Origin of the sequence: Nocardia sp. PE-7, from assembly GCF_030486425.1 — a bacterium.
Lineage (GTDB): Bacteria > Actinomycetota > Actinomycetes > Mycobacteriales > Mycobacteriaceae > Nocardia > Nocardia salmonicida_A.
Map to the genome: position 1 here is coordinate 1085741 of NZ_CP129614.1, position 21385 is coordinate 1107125.

The 21385-nt window shown below is 67.7% G+C and carries 20 protein-coding genes, 2 tRNA genes and 1 pseudogene; 10 read left to right on the forward strand and 13 right to left on the reverse strand.

Annotated elements, in window-relative coordinates; translation table 11 throughout:
* Positions 1-19: 19 nt before the first annotated feature.
* Positions 20-2611, reverse strand: a complete 2592-nt coding sequence (gene pepN, locus QX204_RS05085) for an aminopeptidase N (RefSeq protein WP_301905427.1) — start codon at positions 2609-2611, stop codon at positions 20-22.
* Between the two features lie 185 nt (positions 2612-2796).
* Here pepN and QX204_RS05090 point away from each other — a divergent pair, with 185 nt between their 5' ends.
* The gene (locus QX204_RS05090; protein ID WP_301905428.1) at positions 2797-3633 is read left to right on the forward strand and encodes a phosphoribosylaminoimidazolesuccinocarboxamide synthase; all 837 of its coding nucleotides are present in this window, start codon (positions 2797-2799) and stop codon (positions 3631-3633) included.
* A 30-nt stretch (positions 3634-3663) separates the two neighbouring features.
* On the opposite strand, the gene QX204_RS05095 is transcribed toward QX204_RS05090, so the two are convergent.
* Positions 3664-4020: a winged helix-turn-helix transcriptional regulator gene (locus QX204_RS05095; RefSeq protein ID WP_301905429.1), complete on the reverse strand. Its 357-nt coding sequence runs from the start codon at positions 4018-4020 to the stop codon at positions 3664-3666.
* A 126-nt stretch (positions 4021-4146) separates the two neighbouring features.
* Between QX204_RS05095 and QX204_RS05100 the strand changes: the two genes are divergently transcribed.
* On the forward strand, positions 4147-4965 hold the full coding sequence (locus QX204_RS05100; protein WP_301905430.1) for an NAD(P)-dependent oxidoreductase: 819 nt from the start codon (positions 4147-4149) through the stop codon (positions 4963-4965).
* Between the two features lie 105 nt (positions 4966-5070).
* On the opposite strand, the gene QX204_RS05105 is transcribed toward QX204_RS05100, so the two are convergent.
* Positions 5071-5865: an NAD(P)H oxidoreductase gene (locus tag QX204_RS05105; RefSeq protein ID WP_301905432.1), complete on the reverse strand. Its 795-nt coding sequence runs from the start codon at positions 5863-5865 to the stop codon at positions 5071-5073.
* A gap of 68 nt (positions 5866-5933) precedes the next feature.
* Between QX204_RS05105 and QX204_RS05110 the strand changes: the two genes are divergently transcribed.
* Positions 5934-6881 (forward strand): AraC family transcriptional regulator, encoded by a 948-nt coding sequence (locus QX204_RS05110; RefSeq protein WP_301905433.1) that lies wholly within the window; start codon positions 5934-5936, stop codon positions 6879-6881.
* Between the two features lie 54 nt (positions 6882-6935).
* On the opposite strand, the gene QX204_RS05115 is transcribed toward QX204_RS05110, so the two are convergent.
* The 5 genes from QX204_RS05115 to QX204_RS05135 form a co-directional block, all read right to left on the reverse strand.
* Positions 6936-7367 carry a nitroreductase family deazaflavin-dependent oxidoreductase gene (locus tag QX204_RS05115; RefSeq protein WP_301905434.1) on the reverse strand — a complete coding sequence of 144 codons (432 nt, stop codon included), beginning with the start codon at positions 7365-7367 and terminating at the stop codon, positions 6936-6938.
* 20 nt (positions 7368-7387) lie between these two features.
* Entirely contained in the window at positions 7388-7864 is a 477-nt protein-coding gene (locus QX204_RS05120; RefSeq protein ID WP_301905435.1) for an NUDIX hydrolase, read from the reverse strand.
* A gap of 53 nt (positions 7865-7917) precedes the next feature.
* Positions 7918-9135 carry an RNA polymerase sigma factor gene (locus QX204_RS05125; protein ID WP_301905436.1) on the reverse strand — a complete coding sequence of 406 codons (1218 nt, stop codon included), beginning with the start codon at positions 9133-9135 and terminating at the stop codon, positions 7918-7920.
* A complete protein-coding gene (locus QX204_RS05130; RefSeq protein WP_062985225.1) occupies positions 9132-9530 on the reverse strand; it encodes a YciI family protein in 399 nt (132 codons plus the stop codon). Before QX204_RS05130 ends, QX204_RS05125 begins: the two co-directional genes overlap by 4 nt.
* A 94-nt stretch (positions 9531-9624) precedes the next feature.
* Entirely contained in the window at positions 9625-10845 is a 1221-nt protein-coding gene (locus tag QX204_RS05135) for an NAD(P)/FAD-dependent oxidoreductase (RefSeq protein WP_301905437.1), read from the reverse strand.
* Between the two features lie 151 nt (positions 10846-10996).
* On the opposite strand from QX204_RS05135, the gene QX204_RS05140 reads away from it, so the two are divergent.
* On the forward strand, positions 10997-11641 hold the full coding sequence (locus tag QX204_RS05140) for a mycothiol-dependent nitroreductase Rv2466c family protein (RefSeq protein ID WP_301905438.1): 645 nt from the start codon (positions 10997-10999) through the stop codon (positions 11639-11641).
* A gap of 41 nt (positions 11642-11682) precedes the next feature.
* Here the strand turns inward: QX204_RS05140 and QX204_RS05145 are convergent, their stop codons facing one another.
* Positions 11683-12609, reverse strand: coding sequence for a M48 family metallopeptidase (locus QX204_RS05145; RefSeq protein ID WP_301907911.1), 927 nt, complete (start codon positions 12607-12609; stop codon positions 11683-11685).
* 327 nt (positions 12610-12936) lie between these two features.
* Between QX204_RS05145 and QX204_RS05150 the strand changes: the two genes are divergently transcribed.
* Positions 12937-13401: a ribose-5-phosphate isomerase gene (locus QX204_RS05150; RefSeq protein WP_301905439.1), complete on the forward strand. Its 465-nt coding sequence runs from the start codon at positions 12937-12939 to the stop codon at positions 13399-13401.
* A gap of 152 nt (positions 13402-13553) precedes the next feature.
* The gene (locus tag QX204_RS05155) at positions 13554-14360 is read left to right on the forward strand and encodes an Fpg/Nei family DNA glycosylase (protein ID WP_301905440.1); all 807 of its coding nucleotides are present in this window, start codon (positions 13554-13556) and stop codon (positions 14358-14360) included.
* A 42-nt stretch (positions 14361-14402) separates the two neighbouring features.
* On the opposite strand, the gene QX204_RS05160 is transcribed toward QX204_RS05155, so the two are convergent.
* Positions 14403-15356: a GGDEF domain-containing protein gene (locus tag QX204_RS05160; protein ID WP_056821857.1), complete on the reverse strand. Its 954-nt coding sequence runs from the start codon at positions 15354-15356 to the stop codon at positions 14403-14405.
* A gap of 682 nt (positions 15357-16038) precedes the next feature.
* Between QX204_RS05160 and QX204_RS05165 the strand changes: the two genes are divergently transcribed.
* The 3 genes from QX204_RS05165 to fabG all read left to right on the forward strand — a co-directional run bounded on the left by QX204_RS05165 (position 16039) and on the right by fabG (position 17022).
* A tRNA-Gly gene (locus tag QX204_RS05165) sits at positions 16039-16109 on the forward strand.
* Positions 16110-16151: 42 nt separating this feature from the next.
* Positions 16152-16228, forward strand: a tRNA-Pro gene (locus tag QX204_RS05170).
* 35 nt (positions 16229-16263) lie between these two features.
* Entirely contained in the window at positions 16264-17022 is a 759-nt protein-coding gene (gene fabG, locus QX204_RS05175) for a 3-oxoacyl-ACP reductase FabG (RefSeq protein WP_301905441.1), read from the forward strand.
* Between the two features lie 7 nt (positions 17023-17029).
* Here fabG and QX204_RS05180 read toward each other — a convergent pair whose 3' ends face one another.
* Positions 17030-17389: a hypothetical protein gene (locus QX204_RS05180; protein WP_301905442.1), complete on the reverse strand. Its 360-nt coding sequence runs from the start codon at positions 17387-17389 to the stop codon at positions 17030-17032.
* A gap of 193 nt (positions 17390-17582) precedes the next feature.
* Here QX204_RS05180 and QX204_RS05185 point away from each other — a divergent pair, with 193 nt between their 5' ends.
* Positions 17583-17987: a DUF1801 domain-containing protein gene (locus QX204_RS05185; RefSeq protein ID WP_301905443.1), complete on the forward strand. Its 405-nt coding sequence runs from the start codon at positions 17583-17585 to the stop codon at positions 17985-17987.
* Positions 17988-18026: 39 nt separating this feature from the next.
* Here QX204_RS05185 and QX204_RS05190 read toward each other — a convergent pair.
* Together QX204_RS05190 and QX204_RS05195 are read right to left on the reverse strand one after the other, a co-directional pair.
* Positions 18027-18764 (reverse strand): annotated as a pseudogene (locus tag QX204_RS05190) (metallophosphoesterase); the annotation flags it as partial.
* Between the two features lie 80 nt (positions 18765-18844).
* Positions 18845-21313, reverse strand: coding sequence for a phosphoketolase family protein (locus tag QX204_RS05195; protein WP_301905444.1), 2469 nt, complete (start codon positions 21311-21313; stop codon positions 18845-18847).
* Positions 21314-21385 lie beyond the last annotated feature (72 nt).

A 21385-nucleotide genomic window follows, 5' to 3' on the forward strand; every position in this document is an offset into this window, starting at 1 on the left:
CCGGGCCCCTTCGGTCGAACTACTTGGCGTCGAATTCCCGTGCGCGCAGGGAACGTTCGATGCCAGCTCGGCCCTCGGAGACGAGGCGGTACAGGGCAGGCGGGTGGTCGCCCGCCAGGAACTCGTCGGCCTTGGCAACCGCTTCCTCGGTGATCGCCCAGTGCGGGTACAGGCCGATCACGACGGTCTGCGCGACCTCGCTCGAGCGGCGGTCCCACACCGCGGGGATCTCGGCGAAGTACTTGTCCACGTACGGCGCGAGCACGTCACCCTGACCGGCGGGGGCGAACCCGCCGACGATGGCGCGGGCGGTGATGTTGGGCACCGAGTCGTCGCCGATCACCTTGTCCCACGCCTGAGCCTTGACCTCGGCGATCGGGCGCGCGGTGGCCGCGGTGGCCGCCTGACGCTTGCCCGCCGCGGTCGGATCGCCCTGCAGTTCGGCGTCGATGGTCGGGGAGGCCGGACCGTCGGCGTCGATCCGACCCGCCGCGGCCAGCGCGGTGATGACGCGCCAGCGCAGGTCGGTGTCGACGGTGAGACCGGGCAGGCCGGCCGCCGCCGGGTCGGCGTCGAGCAGCTGCGCCAGCACCTCGGTGTGGCGCGTTTCCAGCTTCGTCCCGGTCAACGCGTTGACGAAGGCGAGCTGATGATCCGAACCCGCCTCGGCGTCGCGGGCCAGCTCGAGCAGCCGGTCGGCGTATGCCGCCCAGCCCTCCTGGTCGGCCCATGCCGGGTCGGCGTAGCTCGAGATGGCGGTGTTGGCCTGCATGAGCAGCCGCTGCACCACGCCGATCTCGGATTCGGAGCCGATTCCACGCTGCACGAGCGCGACGAAATCGCGGGCCTTCATCTCGGCCTGACGGGTCATCTCCCAGGCCGCCGACCAGGCCAGCGTGCGCGGCAGCGAATCGGCGATGTCACCGACGCGCTGCACGACCACGTCGAGCGAATCGGGGTCCAGGCGCAGCGAGCAGTAGGTGAGGTCGTCGTCGTTGACCAGCACCAGCGCACCGCGCGGCACACCGACGAGCTCGGGTACCTCGGTGCGCCCGGCGGCGTCGAGATCGAGTTCGACTCGTTTGGTGCGCACCAGCTTGCCGTCGACATCGTCGTAGATACCCACGGCGATCCGGTGCACGCGGTACTCGCCCGCGCCCGGCGCGGCGCCTTCCTGCTCGACCGCGAAGCTCGAGAACGTGCCATCGGCAGCGACGGCGAAATCGGGGCGAAGGATATTGAGCCCGGTGGTCTTGAGCCACTGCGTGCCCCAGTCCGACAGGTCACGCCCCGATGCCTTCTCCAGCGCCGCGAGCAGATCATCGAAAGTGGCGTTGCCATAGGCATGGTCGGCGAAGTAGTCGCGCAGGCCGGCCAGGAACGGCTGCAGCCCCACGTAGGCGACCAGCTGCTTGAGCACCGAAGCGCCCTTTGCGTAGGTGATGCCGTCGAAGTTCACCTCCACCGCGTGCAGGTCGGGGATGTCGGCGGCGATCGGGTGGGTCGAGGGCAGCTGGTCCTGGCGGTAGGCCCAGGACTTCTCCACATTCGCGAAAGTGGTCCAGGCGCTGGTGTATTCGGTGGCCTCGGCCTGGCACAGCACCGAGGCGAAGGTCGCGAACGACTCGTTCAACCACAGGTCGTCCCACCACTTCATGGTGACCAGATCGCCGAACCACATGTGCGCCATCTCGTGCAGCACGGTCTCGGCACGACGCTCGTAGGACGCGCGGGTCACCTTGGACCGGAACACGTAGTCCTCGAGGTAGGTGACGGCGCCCGCGTTCTCCATCGCGCCCGCATTGAACTCCGGCACGAACAGCTGGTCGTACTTGCCGAAGGCGTAGGGCACGCCGAAGTTGTTGTGGTAGAACTCGAAACCCTGCTTGGTCTCGGTGAACAGTCGCTCGGCGTCCATGTGGTCGGCCAGCGAGGCGCGGCAGTACAGACCGAGCGGGATCTCGCCGCTCGCGTCGGTGAAGGTGTCGGACCACTTCGCGTACGGGCCCGCGATCAGGGCGACCAGGTAGGTGCTCATCCGCGGGGTGGTGGCGAAGGTGTGGCGCACGACCGCGCCGATCTCGTGCTGCTCGATATCGGCGCCGTTGGAGATGACGGCCCAGTCCGCGGGCGCGGTGGCGACGATGTCGAAGGTGGCCTTGAGATCGGGCTGGTCGAAGCAGGCGAACATCCGCTTGGCGTCAGCGGTCTCGAACTGCGAGTACAGGTACACCTTGTCGTCGGTCGGATCGACGAACCGGTGCAGGCCCTCACCGGTATGCGAGTACTCGCAATCGGCCTCGACGACCAGCTCGTTGTTCTCGGCCAGCCCCGGCAACGCGATGCCGGTCGACTCGTCGTAGGCGCTCACGTCGAGTGCGACGCCGTTGAGCACCGCCGACCGCACTCGGTGCGCCACCAGATCGATGTAGGTGCTCGCACCAGGGGTGGCGGTGAAGGCGACAGTGGTCTTCGACCCGAAGGTGTCCGACACCTCGGACCCCGCTCCGCGCGGCTGATCGGTGAGGTCGAGTTCGATCCGGTAGTTCTGCACGGCCACCACGGCCGCGCGTTCGACCGCCTGGTCGCGGGTGAGATTCGGGGCGGACATTGATCTCCTTCGTCGTCGACGAACACGGCACGGTAGTTCGGCGTCCACAATGCCACTTGCCGTCGGCGCCCGCTCACGAGTTTCCGTCGACGGGTGGGCCGGGTAGGCCTGAGAGCGGCCGCGGGTGGGCCGGTAGAGTTCGGGGAAACCCGCAGGTACCGCACCGGAGATTCGGAGGCTCGACGTTGAAGCATGTGCACGCCGGGAAAGTTCGCGACCTCTACGAGGACGGCGACACCCTGCTGCTCGTCGCGTCGGACCGGGTGTCGGTCTACGACGTGGTGCTGCCGACGCCGATTCCGGACAAGGGCGCGTTGCTGACGCAGCTGTCGAACTGGTGGTTCGAGTACTTCACCGGGATTCCGAATCATGTGATCTCGGCGACCGACGTGCCCGCGGAGTTCGCCGGGCGTGGGATTCGGGTGAAGCCGCTGAAGATGCTGGCTGTCGAGTGCATCGCGCGCGGGTACCTGACCGGGTCGGGGCTCAAGGAGTACCAGCGGTCGGGGACGGTGTCGGGGATCGCGCTGCCCGCGGGTCTGCGCGACGGCGACAAGCTGCCCGAGCCGATCTTCACGCCGTCGACGAAGGCTTCCGAGGGGCACGACGAGGCGATCAGCTTCGCCGATGTGGTGAACCAGGAGGGCCGCGAGGTCGCCGAGAAGCTGCGCGATCTGACCCTCGAGATCTACTCGCGCGGGGCCGAGCACGCGGCGAAGGCGGGCGTGATCGTCGCCGATACGAAGGTCGAATTCGGGTGGGACGGTGAGGTGCTCACCCTCGGAGACGAGGTGCTGACCTCGGACTCCTCGCGCTTCTGGCCTGCCGACGAGTGGGAGCCGGGCCGCGCCCAGAGCTCCTTCGACAAGCAGTTCGTGCGCGACTGGTCGACCTCCACCGGGTGGAACAAGGAATACCCGGGCCCGGAGATCCCCGCCGAGGTCGTCGAAGGCACTCGCCGCAAGTACGAAGAGGCCTACGAGCGCATCACCGGTCAGAAGTGGGCGGGAATTCAGGCGTGACCTGAGCGGCGCCGGCCTTGCGTCGGCGCTTCAGTGCACGGGTGCGTCGACTCCTTTGACCGCGCAGATATGGGTCATGTTCTCCCTGCCCCAGGCGCCGAGTGTGGCGAGGGCCGCGTTGAGTGACACCCCACGATCGGTGAGCGAGTACTCCACCTTCGGGGGAACCTGCGCGTAGACCTCGCGATGGATGATCCCGTCGTGCTCCAGCTCGCGCAGTTGCTGGATCAACATCTTCTCGGTCACGCCGGGTATCAGGCGTTTCAGGTCGCCGAAGCGCTGGGTGCCGGTGGACAGGGCCCACAGGATCAGCGCTTTCCACTTGCCGCCGACGACGTCGAGCGCGGCGTCGAGTTCGCAGGAATACGGACGCACGCGCTGCTTCATGATGTCCTTACTTACCTTTTGGTGGGTATTGCACTTCATAGTCGGTACTTGTCGATTGTAGTGCAGAAGGCGAACCTAGAAGTGCGTTCCCGAACGGGCAACGAGAACTTCGACGCAAAGGCAGTTATGACGAATTCACTGGCAGCGCAGCATGTTTCGGTGATCGGTCTCGGGGCGATGGGCACCGCGCTGGCGAAGGCGCTGCTGGCGGGCGGTCATCAGGTGGTGGTGTGGAACCGCACCGCGTCGCGGGCCGAGGCACTGGCGGCACAGGGTGCGCGGGTAGCCGGGAGCGCGGCCGAGGCGATGGCGGCGGCCGATCTGGTGATTCTGTGTGTCCTCGACGACGCTGCCGTGCGCGAGCACATCGAGCCCACCGCGGCGGTGTTGCGGGGGCGAACGGTGGTCAACCTGACCACCACGACTCCGGAGCAGGCGCGCTCGCTGGGCAGGTGGGCCGCGGCCGCCGAGGTCGAGTTGATCGACGGCGGCATCATGGCATCGCCGGAGATGATCGGCGGCCCGGCTTCCCTCGTGATCTACAGCGGGGTGAGCACGGCATTCGATCGTCACCGGTCGGTGCTGGAACTGTTCGGCAGGGCCGAATTCGTCGGCGAGGATCTCGGCGCCGCCGCCATGTACGACGTGTCGATCCTGGGCGCGATGTACGCCATGTTCGCCGCGTTCCAGCAGGGCGCCACGATGGTCCGCACCACCGGCGGTACCGCCGCGCACCTGGCCGCGCTGACGATCCCGTTCCTGCAGGCGATAGCGACCTCGTTGGCCGGGCAGGCCGTCGGCATCGACACCCCCGACGACTACGTACAGATCCAGAGCGACGAGTTCACCGCCGCGGCCATCGACCTGATCGACAAGGCCGCGGTCGAATCGGGCACGCCCACAGAGCTTTACAGTGTGCTGCGCCGCACGCTCACCGGGCTCTGAACCGCTCGACGTCGCTACCGAGAGCTTCGGTGCGCGACGGGATCAGTGCGTGAGGCCTCGTGTTCGGCCGACCGGAGCAGGTTCCCGGTCGGCCGAACGGTCGGTTCAGGCGGCGACGCGACTCGCGCTGAGCAAGGCGTCGACGAAGCCCTCGGCCTTGGCGTCGAAGGCGGCGTAGTGGGCGGTTCGCGCGTCTCCGCTGATCGCCTCGCCGATCACGAGATTGCCCTCGGCGTCGAGACTTTGGGGCTGCTCCTCGGCGTCGGGAAGCAGGCCGACCCGGGAGTCCGCGAAACCGCTGTAGTAGGCCAGGCCCTCGTTGAGCTGGGCTTCCAGCAACTGCTGCATCCCGGGGACGATCGCGTCATCGGCTGTCGCGCCGGCCAATCCGAGCCACAGGATGCGCTTGCCCGCCAGTCGCGGCTTGCTGCGACCGTAGGCGAAACCGTAGTTCCAGACGGCATCGATCCAGCCCTTGAGCAGGGCGGGCACACTCTGCCAGTAGACCGGGAACACGACGACAACGACGTCGGCGGCCAGCATCCGCCGCATGTGCGCCTCGGCGGTGGGGGAGTAGACCTTGTCGCGATTGCCCCACTCGGGCTGGTCGGCCACGGTCATCCTCGGGTCGAAATTCTCGGCATGCAGATCGAGGAAATCCACCGTGTACCCGGCGGCGGTGAGACGCCCGACGGCGCGGTCGGCGACATGGGCCGACAGTGAGTCGGAGCGGTGGTGACCGAGCACCACGAGCGCGGTGGGGCTCGGTGTGGAGGTCTCGGTGGTGCTCGATCCGGTGGTGGTCAGTTCGGCGGTGGCAGTCGTGGTGGCGGCGGACTGGGTCACGGTGAGCTCCTGTTCGATCGGGTCCGGGCTGGTCGGCCCGGTCCCTAGAGTCAACCGCGAATCATGTGGACGATCTATGGGCGATCATCTCTAGTCGATAGGAATTCGTCTACGCTGGTGAAGTGGATCCGTTGAGTTCATTGCTGAGTGGCATTCGTGCCGAAGGATCGGTCGTGGCCCATGCCGTGCTGCGCCCGCCGTGGACGATTCGCTTCGCCGACCGTGCGCCGCTGATCATGGTGACGGTGCTGCGCGGCGGCGGCACGCTGGTGCTCGCCGATGGATCACGCACGAGTCTGGTCGCCGGCGACACCGCGCTAGTGCAGGCGGGTGAACCCTTCTACCTGGCGGACACGCCCGCCGCGCTCGACCGTCCGCACGAGCGCTACGAGCTGTCCTGTTTCGTGCCGGACGGATTCGGCCCCACCGATACCAGTTGCGCGACATCGGAATTGATCGTCACGCCGTCGACAACCGGTGTGCCAGGGGAGACTTCGCTGCTCGTCGGAGCCTACCGGGCGTCGGGGCGACGCCACGAACGGCTGTTGCGCGCGCTACCGCCGGTGATGGTGGTCCACGAAGACCCTGAAATGTGCTTGTGGCTGGAACAATCCGCCGCCGACGCGGTCCGGTTCAGCGCGGGCTCGCAGGCGCTGATGGACCGGCTGCTCGACTGGGCGCTGGTCTGCACGCTGCGCACCTGGCTCGCCGAACAGCAGCACTGCGCGCCTGCCTGGTACCGGGGAATGGCCGACCCGATCGTCGGCCCGGCGCTCACCGCCATCCACGACCGGCCGTTCCACCGCTGGACCGTGGCGGGCCTGGCCACCGAGGCGGCGGTCTCGCGCGCCCTGTTCGCTCGACGCTTCACCGAAGTGATGGGTGAACCGCCACTGGCCTACCTCACCGAATGGCGGATGGCCGAAGCCGAAGAACTGCTCGCCGACCCGGCGCGCAGCGTCGCCCAAGTGGCGACCACCGTCGGTTATTCCGATGCGTTCGGCTTCAGCGCGGCCTTCAAGCGCCTACGCGGGACCAGCCCCACCGAGTTCCGGGCCGCGCTGGTTTAGGGCGGCATCGTGATCGATGCCCGCCGCGTCCCCGTGTGCCCGTCGGCAGATGGGTCAGTTCCTCGGCGTGAGCAGGACCAAGGGGATCTCGCGCGTGGTTTTCGTCTGATAGTCGGCGTAGCCCTTGTAGGCAGCGGTGACCCGAGGCCACAGCGTCGCGCGTTCGTCGGGAGTGGCTACGCGGGCTGTCATCGGGCGCTCGGGGCCCTCGCGCAACGACACCTCGACGTTCGGGTTGTCGCGCAGGTTCAGGAACCAGGCAGGATGGGTGGGATCGCCGGCGCGCGAGGCGACGATCACGATCGTGTCGCCGTCGATGATCGGCGCGGTCAGCATGACCTTGCGCGGTTCCCCGGATTTGCGGCCGATCGTGGTGAGTTGCAGCGACGGCATCCCGAAGAACGAGTTGCCGAGGCGGCCGCCGCTCACCGTCAGCAGCACGCGGTGAACTCTGTTCGTGATCTTCAGCTGCAGGTCGGTGGGCATAGTCGAAATCTACTCCGATCTCAGTTCAGCTGATCGGTGAGGCGGGTGAGGAAGGGACGCTGGCCCTTGCCGAGTTTCTCCGCCGCGGTAGTGGGGTCGAACCAGTCGGCCCGGTCGATCTCGGGGAATTCCGCGACCCGGCCCGACCTCGGCGGCCACTCCATCTCGAAGGTTCCCGGCACGACCTCGGCCGGGTCGAGATCGCCCTCGACCGCCCACACGGTGAGGAACTTGCGCTTGGTCCCGCTGCGATAACTCACCTCGCCGAGTTCGGTCCACTCGCCCTCGGGCACCGGCAGCCCGAGCTCCTCGGTGAACTCGCGCCGGGCCGCATCGCGCGCGGACTCCTCCTCGGCCACGTACTCACCCTTGGGAATCGACCATGCCGACGCGTCCTTCTTCGCCCACAGCGGCCCACCCATGTGCCCGAGCAGCACTTCGATTCCGGCCTCGCCCCGCCGATACACCAGCACACCCGCGCTGAAAACGTCCGTCATCCGACCGAGTCTGCCAGGTGCGGACAGTGCGTCACACCGCTCGATCGCCGGTGTCACTTCGCGTCGCCGACGCGCAGGCGCGCGGCGCGGAGCAGCAGGTAGTCGCGTTCGGGCACGCTCGCCGTTTGCTGTGCGGCGCGGCGATATTCGACGACAGCCGCAACGTGATCACCGGCCATCTCCTGGAGGTGTCCACGGACGGCTGCGAGGCGATGCGAGCGGGACAGTGGTTCGGCGACGCTGTCGGCTACCGCCAGCCCCGCGGCTGGACCGTGCACCATCGCGGTGGCGACGGCCCGGTTGAGGGTGATCATCGGGTTGGGGGTCAGGCGCTCGATCATGGTGTAGAGCTGCAGGATTCGTGCCCAGTCGGTGTCTTCGGGGCGGTGGGCCTCGGCGTGCAGACCCGCGACGGCGGCCTGCATCTGGTAGATCCCGGTCAACCCGGCGGGCATGGTCGCGGTGAGCAGCCGCAGGCCCTCGGTGATCTGCGCGCGGTCCCAGCGGGAGCGGTCCTGTTCGGTGAGCGGGATCAGTTCGCCGTGCGGTCCGGAGCGGGCGGCCCGGCGCGCGTCGGTGAGCAGCATCAGCGCGAGCAGCCCGGTGACCTCGGTGTTGTCGGGCAGGAGCCGGCGCAGCGCGCGGGTGAGCCGGATCGCCTCGGCCGACAGATCGCCGCGCCGCAAGCCCGCACCGGAACTGCTGGTGTGGCCCTCGGTGAAGATCACGTACAGCACCTGCAGCACCGCACCGACCCGAGTGCTGTCGTGCGCGCCGTCGGCGAACGGTCGGTCGGATTCGGCCAGGCATTTCTTCGCCCGCGAGATCCTTTGCGCCATGGTCGATTCCGGTACCAGGAAGGCAGTGGCGATCTCGGCGGTGCTCAACCCGCCGACCGCGCGCAAGGTCAGCGCGACGGCCCCGGCGGGCGGCAGGTCGGGGTGACAGCACAGGAAGTACATATCGAGGGTGTCGTCCCGCTCGATCGCGTCGACGGGCACCTCCCGCACGAAAACCGTTGTTTCCCTGCGTCGCCGCGCCACCTCGGCCCGCACCGCGTCGGCCATCCGCCGCTGGGCGACCTGGATCAGCCAGCCACGCGGATTGTCCGGAAGTCCGTCGCGATCCCACTGGGTCGCCGCCGCGAGCAGCGCATCCTGCACCGAGTCCTCGGCGAGGTCGAAATCGCCGAAGCGGCGGACCAGTACGCCGAGGACCTGCGGTGAGAGTTCACGCAGCAGGTCCTCGACGCGTGGCAGGGTCTCGGTCACGCGACGTCGGGCGCGCTCATGATCTGACGCACCTCGATGTATTCACCGATCGGCTTGCCGCCGGGGCCGGGCGCCGCGGAGGCCTGCGCGGCGATCTCGACCGCGCGCTCGACCGAATCGACATCGACCACCCAGAAACCGGCCAGGAACTCCTTGGTCTCCGGGAACGGCCCGTCGGTCACGACCGGCGCCGAGCGGCCGTCGGAGCACACGATCATCGCCTGATCGGGTGCGGCAAGGCCCTGCGCGTCGACGAGTTCACCCGCGGCGGCGAGCTGTTCGCCCAGCGCCCGCTGGAAGTCGATGTGGGCGGCGATGTCCTCAGGTGCCCAATCCGGCAGCGCGATGTCACAGTAGGCAGCCTCGGAATAGGTCTTGACCAGCATGAATTTCATGGTTCGGCTCCTGTTCGGTGCGCCCATGTGGCGCGTTCGACAGTTGGTCGGAGCTGATCCGCGGTCTTCGACACTCTCATCTGTGTGAACTGGGTCACAGGGTAATGTTCGTGTCCGCCAGCCGGTCGGGATCGACGGGTTGCGCCGATCCGATCAACTCCTTGATCCGGTCGGTCACGTCCCAGACGTTGACGTTCATCCCCGCACGCACCCTGTTCTGCGCGTCGAGCCAGAACGCCACGAACTCGCGCTCGTCCAGATCGCCGCGCACCACCACCCGCACGTCGTCACCGCGCCCGACATAGCCGGAGTACTCCATCCCGACGTCGTACTGATCGCTGAAGAAGTAGGGCAGCCGATCGTAGACAGCGGCTTTGCCCAGCATCGTCTTCGCGGCGACGGCGGGCTGGTTCAGCGCGGTCGCCCAGTGCTCGACGCGGACCGGCCGGTGCAACAGCGGATGCTCCTGCTCGGCGATATCGCCCACCGCGACCACATCGGGGTTACTGGTGCACAGCGCGGCGTCGACCAGCACGCCGCCGTCGCTCGCCAGTCCGGCCGCGGTCGCCGTCTCGATATTGGGCTGCGCCCCCACCGCGACCAGCACCGCCTGCGCGGGCACCACCGTGCCGTCGCCGAGCCGCACGCCCGTCGCCTCACCGTCGTCGGTCAGGATCTCGTCGACGGAGGTGTTCACGCGCAGGTCGACGCCGTGCGCGCGATGCAGATCGGCATAGAACCTGCCCATCTCCGGACCCAGCACACCGACCAGCGGCAGCTCGGCCGTTTCGATCACCGTCACCTCGGAGCCCTTGGCGCGGGCCTGCGCGGCGACCTCGAGTCCGATCCACCCGGCCCCGATGATGACAAGGCGCCGATCCGTGCGCAGGATCTCGAGCAGTGCGTTCGAATCGCCGATGGTGCGCAGCGTGTAGACATTCGGGGCGTCGGCGCCGGGAATATCGAGCGTGCGGGCTCGCGAACCGGTGGCGAGGGCCAGCTTGTCGTAGTCGAGCGTGGAACCGTCGGGCAGCGTCACCGTCTTGGCGATCGGATCGAACGCGGTGGCGGTGGTGCCCAGCCGCAGGTCGATGTGGTGATCGCGGTACCAGGCGGCCGAGTCGACGGTGAAATCGGGCAGTTGCTGGGTGCCCGCCAGATGCTGTTTGGACAGTGGCGGGCGCTCGTACGGCAGCTCGTCTTCGGCGGCCAGCAGAGTGACGCGACCGTCGAAGTCGTTGGCGCGGAGGGCTTCGGCGATCTTCGCTCCGCCCAGACCTCCACCGATAACGACGAAATGCTGATTCGAGCTCATGAACGGACCCCTTCTCGCGGACGACCCGGACTCCTCGCAACCCGAGCTTAGTGCGCGTTTTCGCCCACGGGAACGATTCCGGCGGCGATGCGGTTGCACCAGTCGGTGGGGCAGACCCGGCCCGCCACAGCTGACCCGAGAGGAACCCATCGTGAGCGAGCAGGCCACCAAGGATGTCGCCGATTTCTGGTTCGACCCGCTGTGCCCGTGGTGCTGGATCACCTCCCGGTGGATCCTGGAAGTGGAGAAGGTGCGCGATATCGAAGCGCGCTTCCACGTGATGAGCCTGGCGGTGCTCAACGAGGGCAAAGACGACCTCCCGCAGCGTTATGTCGAGCTGATGGCCGCCGCGTGGGGTCCGGTTCGGGTCGTCACCGCCGCTGGTCAGAAGTACGGCGACGAGATCCTCTCGCCGCTCTACACCGCGCTGGGCACCCGGATCCACGACCGCAAGGCCGAGTACGAGCGCGAGACGCGGCAGGAGACCTTCGACGCGGTCGTCGCCGACGCGCTCGCCGAACTGGAACTGCCCGCCGAACTCGCCGAGGCCGCGAACAGCACCGACTACGACGAGGCGCTGCGGGCCAGCCACCACGCGGGCATGGACAAGGTCGGCCCCGATGTCGGCACGCCGACCATCCACATCAACGGGACCGCCTTCTTCGGGCCGGTGCTCTCGCGGATTCCGCGCGGTGAGGACGCGGGCCGGGTGTGGGACGGCGTGGTCGCGCTGGCCTCGTACCCGCACTTCTTCGAGCTCAAGCGCACCAGGACCGAGGACCCGGTCTTCGACTGATCGTGCGGGTCGGGGGCGCCGCTCACAGCACCCCCGACCGATCAGACCGGCTTCGGCGGCAGCGGGGGCGGCGCCGAGTTCAGCGGATAACCGCGCTGCGGCGGGATCATCCCGGGGTGCGGTGCGCTCGGTCGCCAGAACATCGGCCCCGGCCTGCTGCGGTCACGCAGCGCCCACATCCGCCAGGTGAGCACCGGGTGGCTGGCCATGGCGTTGACCAGCCAGATGAAACCACCCCTGTCGAGTGCGGCCCGGTCGGCCATCTCGTCGACGCCGACATCGCTGTTGAGGTACTTGCCCGCGGCGAGAGTCGCCATCGCGCCGGCCGCGCCGTGCGGTCGGAAGCAGAAGCCGTGATTGTCGGCGGTGTACTCCTGGGCGCGGATCAGCGACGACCCGAGCACCGGCAACCACGGTGCGACGAACATGCCGAGCTGACGCCAATAGGACACGTGGCCAGCGGCGATATGACCCACTTCGTGGCCGATGATGAACGCGAGGCCGTCCGGTTCGCGTGCGGCGCCGCCGATTTCGAACAGGTCGCTGTAGACCACGACGAACCGGCGGAACCCGTGTCCGGAGGCGAAGGCGTTGATCTGGCCGTTGCCCAGGATCACATAGGCGTCCGGTGCCTTGTGCATCCCGAATCGCGCTGCCGCCTCCTGCACGAGGCGGTATCCCTCGGGGAACTGGGTGGGCGACATCTTCACGCCGTTCACGCGCTGGGTCGCGAAGTTCAGGCCACGACCGGCCCACAGCAGTACCGGCGCGAACAACAGCAGCAGCACATACGGACTGGTGACCAGGGAACCGGTCTGCTCCACGCCCTTCTCGTCGACGACGGGATCGGTGAACAGTTCGACCGTCATGAGCAGGAGCGCGAGCAGGTACGCGACCGTGGTGATCATGATGACCACGATCAGCAGCGGGATCTCCCACGGATGCCGGGCGGGCCGATCCCACGGCATCAGTCCGCGCGGTCGGTGCTGCGGCGGCGCGGGCGGACCGCTCGGCGGGTAGTAGCCGGGGGCGTACTGACCCGGAGCGTACTGAGCAGGGGCGACGGGCGGATACGAGCCGGTCGGCGGCTGCGGTGGGCTGTCGTGCGCGGGGAAACCGCCGGTCCGTGGATCAGACTGTGCCCACGGCGACGGCGGCGCAGTGTCGGAGTTCGGTGACGATGTTCGCTCGGGCTGGCTGCCCGTGTGCTCCGGCGGGGAACCCGCCGAATGCGGGGAATGCGGTTCGTGCGGGTGCATGAAACGACTCTAAGCGGGCCTGCGACAATCGCAGCCATGCGCGTTTACCTGGGTGCCGACCATGCCGGTTTCGAACTGAAGAATCACGTGAAGGCCCATCTGCAGGAGGCCGGAGTGGAGGTCGTCGACTGCGGCGCCCTCGAATACGACGCTCTCGACGACTACCCTGCCTTCTGCATCGAGGCGGCGCGGCGCACCGTCGCCGATCCGGGCTCGCTCGGCCTGGTCTTCGGCGGCAGCGGCAACGGCGAGCAGATCGCCGCCAACAAGGTCGCGGGCGCCCGCTGTGCCCTGGCCTGGAGCGTCGAAACCGCCGTGCTGGCCCGCGAACACAACAATGCCAACCTGATCGGCATCGGCGGCCGCATGCACTCCACCGCCGAAGCGCTCGCCATCGTCGACGCGTTCCTCGCGGCCTCTTGGTCGGACGAGGCGCGCCACCAGCGTCGCATCGACATCCTCGCCGACTACGAGAAGACCGGCATCGCCCCCGAGATCTGAGCCGCCTCTCCGGGTATTCTGGCCAGACTTCGGCACGGACCGGGTCGCTGACGCGGCCGACGGTGAGGTGCGTGTCAGGTCAGCCCGTACCCGGTGAGTTACCCGTGTGCTAGCGAAATCAGTTGGTGAGTTTTCGAGGAGGGTGTGTTTCCTTGCCTGAAGGGCACACTCTTCATCGGATTGCACAGCTCCATCAGCAGCGGTTTTCCGGTGGGGTGGTACGGGTTTCGAGTCCGCAGGGGCGGTTCACCGAAGGCGCCGCGCTCGTGGACGGGCAGGTGTTCGAGCGGGCCGAGGCCTACGGCAAGCATCTGCTGCATCACTACGCGTCCGGGCTGACGGTGCATGTGCATCTCGGGCTGTACGGCATCTTCAGCGAGGTCGAGTTGCCGATGGCGGCACCGGTCGGACAGGTGCGGATGCGAATGGTCGGTGCCGCAACGAATTTCGGTACCGACCTGCGCGGACCCACGGCGTGTGAAGTGTTGTCGCCGCCCGAAGTGGACGCGCTCACCGCGCGCCTCGGCGCCGACCCGTTGCGTGCCGACGCCGACCACGAACGCGCGGGCACGCGAATTCGGCGCTCCCGCAGGGCAATCGGCGCGTTGCTGATGGATCAGGCTCTGATCGCCGGCGTGGGCAACGTCTACCGCGCGGAAGTCCTTTTCCGCCACGGCATCTCACCGTTCCGTCCCGGCACCTCGATCACCGCCGGCGAATGGGACGCCCTCTGGGCCGACCTGGTCGAGCTCATGCCGATCGGCGTCACCACCGGCCGCATGCACGTGGTCCGCCCCGAACACGACATCGGCGCACCGTCGTACAGCAAAGACCGCCCCCGCACCTACGTCTACCGCCGCCAGGGCGAACCCTGCCGAGTCTGCGCCACCCCCATCGCGCACAAGGTCATGGAAGGCCGAAACCTCTTCTGGTGCCCCACCTGTCAGCCCGCAGAGTAATCGGCTGAGCCGGACCGCGAAGTGCAGGCTTCGCGATCCGACTCAGCCGGCGACCGCCGTTCCCAGTTCGGGGTCGCCCGATTCAGCGAGCGCGAAACGCCGCCCGCCCGCCGACTTCGCCGAGTACATCGCGCGGTCGGCGCGACGCAACAGGTCGGTGAAATCGCACGTCTTTCCCGGTGGGCAGAAAGCGGTGCCCACGCTGGCCGAAACCGGTACGGGGCCCGCGCTCGACCACACCGGGTCGCGCAGTGCCGCGACCACACGGTGTGCCAGCTCGCCGAGGGTGTCGCGGCGGGGGTTGGCCGCCACCACGAACTCGTCGCCGCCGTATCGGCAGATCACCGTGTCGGGCGGGCACACCTCACGCAGCCGGTTGGCCAGTTCGACCAGTACCTCGTCGCCGATCGCGTGTCCGTAGCCGTCGTTGATCTGTTTGAAGCGGTCGAGGTCCACCACCAGCACACCGACACCGCGGCTCGGGTCGGCGGCGAACGCGCGCACCCGTTCCTGTAGCAGCGTGCGGTTCGCCAGATCGGTGAGTGCGTCGTGGGTCGCCTCGTGGCGCAAGCGGTGCTGCAGCGCGGCGATCTCCTGTACGCGCAGTGACACTTTCGCCGAGATGTTCTGTTCCTGTTGCGCCAGAGCGCGTTCCTGAAGTGCCTGTGCGTAGCTGTCGATGGCCTGGCTGGCCACCAGCGGCCAGCGGGTCGCCACCAGCGAACCCGGAACCCCCGAGGGGAAGCCGAGCAGCCAGCGACTGGCATGGGCCAGCATCCTGGTGCGTTCGAAGGGTGCCTCGGCCAACCGTGCGCCGAGCTTGCGCGCCTGTGGTACCGGGAACGGTTCGGTCCGAGCCAGGTGCAGCAGCCGCTCGACGATGTCGACGAGCACCGGCTCCAACTGGTGCGGCGCCGTAGAAGAGCCCGGTTCGGCGCATACCGCGCGGGCCCAGGCGCGGGCCATCGCGGCGACCGGTGGCTCGATGTGGGTCATCGAGATCACCGGTGGCAGGTGGCGACGGTCTTGCCACCTCGATCATTCGCACTGCTACGCGGTTGGGTCCACCGAGTTCGGCACACGCTCACCGCCCCCTTTCCAGATACCCCCGTCCGGCAAAAAGGATCCTAGCAAGCCACCCGAGACTGAAAATTCACGTTCTGAAACGTGTTCTCTGGTCTCTCGCGAATGGCGATCGGCTATGACATCGCTGCAGAGCCTCGGGCGTTACACACTTTCCGAAAGTTTTTTCGGGAGCCCTGAACGTGCAGCGTGATGCCCTCCGCGGGGCGGTGGACGTTGCGTCGCCATGGGTCCCTCCTGGCACGGGATGCGGGTTGTGACGATGTGGCAGTAGTCGTCACGCGCACTCTCATGGTGGCCTACTCGCCGCCCACGTGGCGGGTTTTCAAGGAAAATTATCCTATTTAATCCCCCGGTGGAGCAGACGCCGGTCCCCATGGGCGCACGAACCATCGTCGCCGGGACGACGTTTCGGGGCTAGGGTCATTAGGCCCTAATCGGGCATAGCAGCGATTGATCGCGGAGAAGTTGGGTACACCGCTGGCCGAGGCGCATCAATCGGGCAGGCAGGGGCCGGATTGGCATTTTTCGCGCGGGGTTCGGTACAGTCGTGGCGCACACGACATCGTGGCGATCCCATCGATGTCGTATGCCTGCGGGTGTAGTTCAATGGTAGAACCTCAGCCTTCCAAGCTGATGGTGCGGGTTCGATTCCCGTCACCCGCTCAAACATGTATTGCCTCGACGGTTCTCTCGCCGGTGAGGTATCGGGGTGTAGCGCAGCTTGGTAGCGCATCCGCTTTGGGAGCGGAGGGTCGCAGGTTCAAATCCTGTCACCCCGACCATCACCATTCGCCCAGCTCAGGCTTGTAGGAGACGGATGTCCACGCAACGTAAGGTCGCGATCGTCACCGGAGCGGCCCGTGGCATCGGCGCCGCGGTCGCGGTCAAGCTGGCTGCCGACGGATACGCCGTCGCCGTGCTCGATCTCGACGAAGCCGCCTGCGCGGGCACCGTCGCCACCATCGCGTCAGCCGGGGGCGAAGCTCTCGCGGTCGGCGCCGATGTGGCCGACGAAGCGGCCGTCGCCGCCGCGATGGAGCGGATCGCCACCGAACTCGGCTCGCCGACCGTGCTGGTCAACAACGCGGGCGTGCTGCGCGACAACCTGCTGTTCAAGATGTCGGTCGACGACTGGGACACCGTCATGAACGTGCACCTGCGCGGTGCCTTCCTGATGACCCGTGCCGTGCAGAAGTACATGGTCGAGGCGAAGTTCGGTCGTATCGTCAACCTGTCGAGTACCTCGGCGCTCGGCAATCGCGGCCAGGCCAACTACGCTGCGGCCAAGGCGGGCATGCAGGGCTTCACCAAGACTCTCGCCTTCGAACTCGGCAAATTCGGCGTCACCGCCAACGCGATCGCACCCGGTTTCATCGAAACCGAGATGACCGCTGCGACGGCCGCCCGCGTCGGCGTCGAGTTCGAGGCGTTCAAAGCGGCTGCCGCCGCTCAGATCCCGGTCAACCGGGTCGGCACGCCCGACGACATCGCCAACACCGCCTCGTTCTTCGCCAGCGAGGGCGCCGGCTTCGTGTCGGGTCAGGTCATCTATGTGGCAGGTGGCCCGAAGGACTGAAGTCGCCTCAGGCGCAGCCGAACCGGAAGTCCGCGCGCGCTTCGGTGCCCGCTGCCACGGTGACCCGGACCGGCTCTGTGACGGCCAAACCGCAGCCGCCGGGCACGGTTACCACCTTCGCCTCGTAGCAGCCCACCGGCAGCGCCACCGTGGCCCGCCCGTCGGCCCCACTGACCAGCGTGGCGACCACCTGCTTCGCATCGCACGGCGTGACCGCGATATCGGCCCGATTCACCGGCACCGGCTCCCGGCCGGTGAACGTCCACACCGTCAGCGATCCCGTCCCCGCGGGCGCCGGATCGGCGCTCGCGACACCGCTGACCACGAGCGGAGCGAGTACGGACAGTGCGAGAAATGTACGGCGCATGAACCTCTCCTCATCGATGAGTCGGGTCGTCCGCTGCTGATCGTAGGCCCATCGGGGTCCGAATCCGCACGTCACACCCGGATTCGGCGTTGACGATTCGGCGACGATCCGGCCGCGGCGAACCTGTCGCCTGGTGAGAAACCGCTGGTCCGACCTGGTCGGACAGCGACATCCGATGTGTCAGGATCGGTCGATGACCTATGTCGCCGATCCGCGAGTCGACGCCTACATCGACGCGCTGCCCGTCTGGCAGCAGGGAATCTGTCGCCAGGTGCGCGAACTCGTCCACGCCGCCGACCCGGCGGTCACCGAGACGGTCAAACGTCGAATCCAGCCCTACTTCGTGCTCGACGGCAATATCTGCGCGCTGCTCGCCGCCAAGACGCACGTCAATATCTTCCTCTACGACGGCGCGATCGTCCCCGACCCCGACCACATCATCACCGGGGGCCACGACAACAAGACCGCCCGAACGGTCGCCGTCTACGAGGGTCAGGCCATCAACGAACGGGCGCTGTCGACGATGCTGAAACAGATCATCGCCGACAACCGGGCGGGTGGCTGGCGCAAGATCAAGAAGGAGCGCGGTGAGGGTTAGGCCCTGTGCTCATCAGACGGTCGGGGTGATGCCCGCGCGTTCGCTCCAGACCTGTTCCGCGGGGACCGAGATCGTGGTCAGCTCGGGGTAGCGCAGGGCGGAGAGGGTGCCGCCGAAGACGGCGCCGGTGTCGAGGCAGAGGGTGTTGTTGACCCAGGCGAGGGTGGGCACCGGGGTGTGGCCGTAGAGGACGGTGGCGGCGCCTCGGTAGTCCTGTGCCCAGTCGTAGCGGATGGGGTAGCCGTGTTCGTCGAGTTCGCCGGTGGGGGAGCCGTAGAGGGCGAAGGAGCGGGCTCGGCCGGAGGTGCTGCCGTGCAGGCTTTCCGGGAGACCGGCGTGGGCGACGACGAGTTTGCCGCGATCGAGCAAGTAGTGGCTCGGCAGGCCGCGCAGGAAAGTGTGTGCGGCGGCGCGGAACTCGAGGTCTTCGTCTGCCAGCTGGGACAGCGACTGTTCGAGGCCGTGCGCGATGCGGACGTTGCGACCGTCGAGTGCGCGCATCAGCTTGTGGTCGTGGTTGCCGGTGACGCACAGGGCGGTCTTCGCGGCCACCATCCCCATCACCAGGCGCAGCACGCCGGGGGTGTCGGGACCCCGGTCGACGAGATCGCCGACGAAGACCACGGTGCGCTCGTCGGGATGGGAGGCGCCGATCGGACGACCACGATCGTCGCGGTCGATGGCGTAGCCGAGCTCGCCGAGTAAGGTCTCCAATTCGCTGCGGCAGCCGTGGACGTCGCCGATCACGTCGAACGGTCCGGTCAGGTCGCGGCGGTCGCGGGGGAGTAGGTCGGTGCGGCGGGGTTCGGTCATATCCCCTCCATCGTCGTGTAGGGCGGGCCCGCGCCGCAACCGCGTTACCCCGCGGTGGGGATCGCCGAGTCGGGCCAGACCCAGTCGGCGACGACCGGTATGTCGGCGCCCTGTTCGCGGGTCCAGCGGCGCGCGATCAACCGGGCGTCGACCATCTCCTGGCGCAGACCCGCCGCCCGCTCACGCAGTCCGGGCACGCGGTCGATCACATCGAGCACCAGATGGAAGCGGTCGAGATCGTTGAGCATCACCATGTCGAAGGGGGTGGTCGTGGTGCCCTTCTCCTTGTAACCGCGCACGTGCAGGTTGGCGTGATTGGTGCGGCGGTAGGTGAGCCGATGTACCAGCCACGGGTAGCCGTGGAAGGCGAAGATCACCGGACGGTCGGTGGTGAACAGGGCGTCGAACTCGGCATCGGGCAGGCCGTGCGGGTGTTCGTCGGCGGGCAGCATGCGCATCAGGTCGACGACATTGACGAATCGAATGCGTAAGTCCGGCAGCCGATCTCGCAGAATCGCCACCGCCGCCAGGGCTTCCAGGGTCGGCACATCGCCCGCGCATCCCAGCACCACATCGGGCGTGGTTCCGAGGTCGTCGTTGTGACACGCCCACTCCCAGATCCCGAGGCCGCGCGTGCAGTGCAGCCCCGCTTCCTCGGCCGAAAGCCAGTCCGGCCCCGGCTGTTTGCCCGCCACGACCACGTTCGCGTAGTGCAGCGACCGCAGGCAGTGGTCGTAGGTGGACAGCAGGGTATTGGCATCCGGCGGCAGATACACGCGCACGATATCGGGGCTCTTGTTCGCCACCACATCGAGGAAACCAGGATCCTGATGGGTGAATCCGTTGTGGTCCTGGCGCCACACGTGCGAGGTGAGCAGGTAGTTCAGGCTGGGGATCTTGCGCCGCCACGGCACCTTCAGGCTGGCGTCGAGCCATTTGGCGTGCTGGTTGAACATGGCGTCGACGATGTGGATGAACGCCTCGTAACAGGTGAAGACGCCGTGTCGGCCCGTCAGCAGGTAACCCTCCAGCAGGCCTTCGCACATGTGCTCGGAGAGCACCTCGACCGCGCGACCCACCGTCGAGAGATCGACATCCCAGCGTCCGACTTCTTCCTGCCAGTCGCGCCCGGTCACCTCGAGGATGTCCTGGAGCCGGTTGCTGGCCAGTTCGTCGGGCGCGAAGGTGAGGAAGTTGTGCGGATTGCGGGCGGTGACATCGCGCAGCCAGCTGCCGAGCACCCTGGTCGCCTCGTGCTGACCCGCCCCCGGCGCCACGACATCCACGCAGTAGTCGCGCCAATCGGGCAGGTCGAGATCGCGAATCAGCGAGCCGCCGTTCGCGACAGGATTCAGGCTCATCGGATGCGCCGGAACCTGCTCCAGTAGCGCGGGCACCGGCGAGCCGTCGTGGTCGAACAATTCCTCCGGCCGATACGACCGCAACCACAACTCCAGCACCCGCCGGTGATCAGGGTCGGTGCGCGCGTTGGGCAACGGCACCTGATGGGCGCGGAAGGTGCCCTCGACCTGTTCGCCGTCGACCACCGGGGGACAGGTCCAGCCCTTCGGCGTGTGCATCACGATCATCGGCCAGCGGGGACGTTTCGTGTCACCGTCCTCGCGCGCGGCCCGCTGGAACTTCGCGATCCGGTCCAGGCAGGTGTTCATCGCCTCGGCCATCGCCTGGTGGACCGGTGCGGGGTCGTCGCCGGAGACGATCAGCGGCTCGTAGCCGTAGCCGCGCAGCAGTTCGACCAGCTCTGCCTCGGGGATGCGGGCGAGGATCGTCGGATTGGCGATCTTGTACTCGTTGAGCGCGAGGATCGGCACCACCGCCCCGTCGCGGCCCGCGTTGAGGAATTTGTTCGCGTGCCAGCTGCCCGCGAGTGGCCCGGTTTCGGCCTCGCCGTCGCCGACCACGCAGAACACGATGAGGTCGGGGTTGTCCAGGGCGGCGCCGAAGGCGTGCAGCAGGCTGTAGCCGAGCTCACCGCCCTCGTGGAACGACCCCGGCGTCTCCGGCGCGCAGTGACTCGGCACGCCGCCGGGGAAGGAGAACCGGTGAAAGAATCTGCGCATGCCGTCGGCATCGCGTGCGATGTCGGGTTCCAGTTCGGTGTAGGCGTCTTCGAGCCACGCGCAGGCGTTGGGCCCGGGCCCGCCGTGCCCGGGGCCCGCGACGTATACCGCGTTCAGGCCGCGATCGCGGATCACCCGGTTGGCGTGCGCCCACACCAGATTCAGTCCGGGCACGGTGCCGAAGTGACCGAGCAGGCGCGGCTTGATGTCCTCGGCGACCAGCGGGGTGCGCAGCAGCGGATTGCTCATCAGATAGATCTGGCCGACCGCGAGATAGTTCGACGCCCGCCACCACGTGTCGACCGCGACGAGCTCGGTGCGCGAGAGCGGACCCGGTGCGTCGGTGAGGACGTAGGGCGTGGGAGCGATGGTCTCGCCCCGAGCGTCTCCCACGTTGTCGGCGGCGGTGTCGCCCGAGCTGTTCCCGGTCATCGCGGACTCTCCTCGAAATCGGTGAGTTCGCAGCGCCGTCCGCGCCGCGGTGCATGTACGGGCGCCGATCGA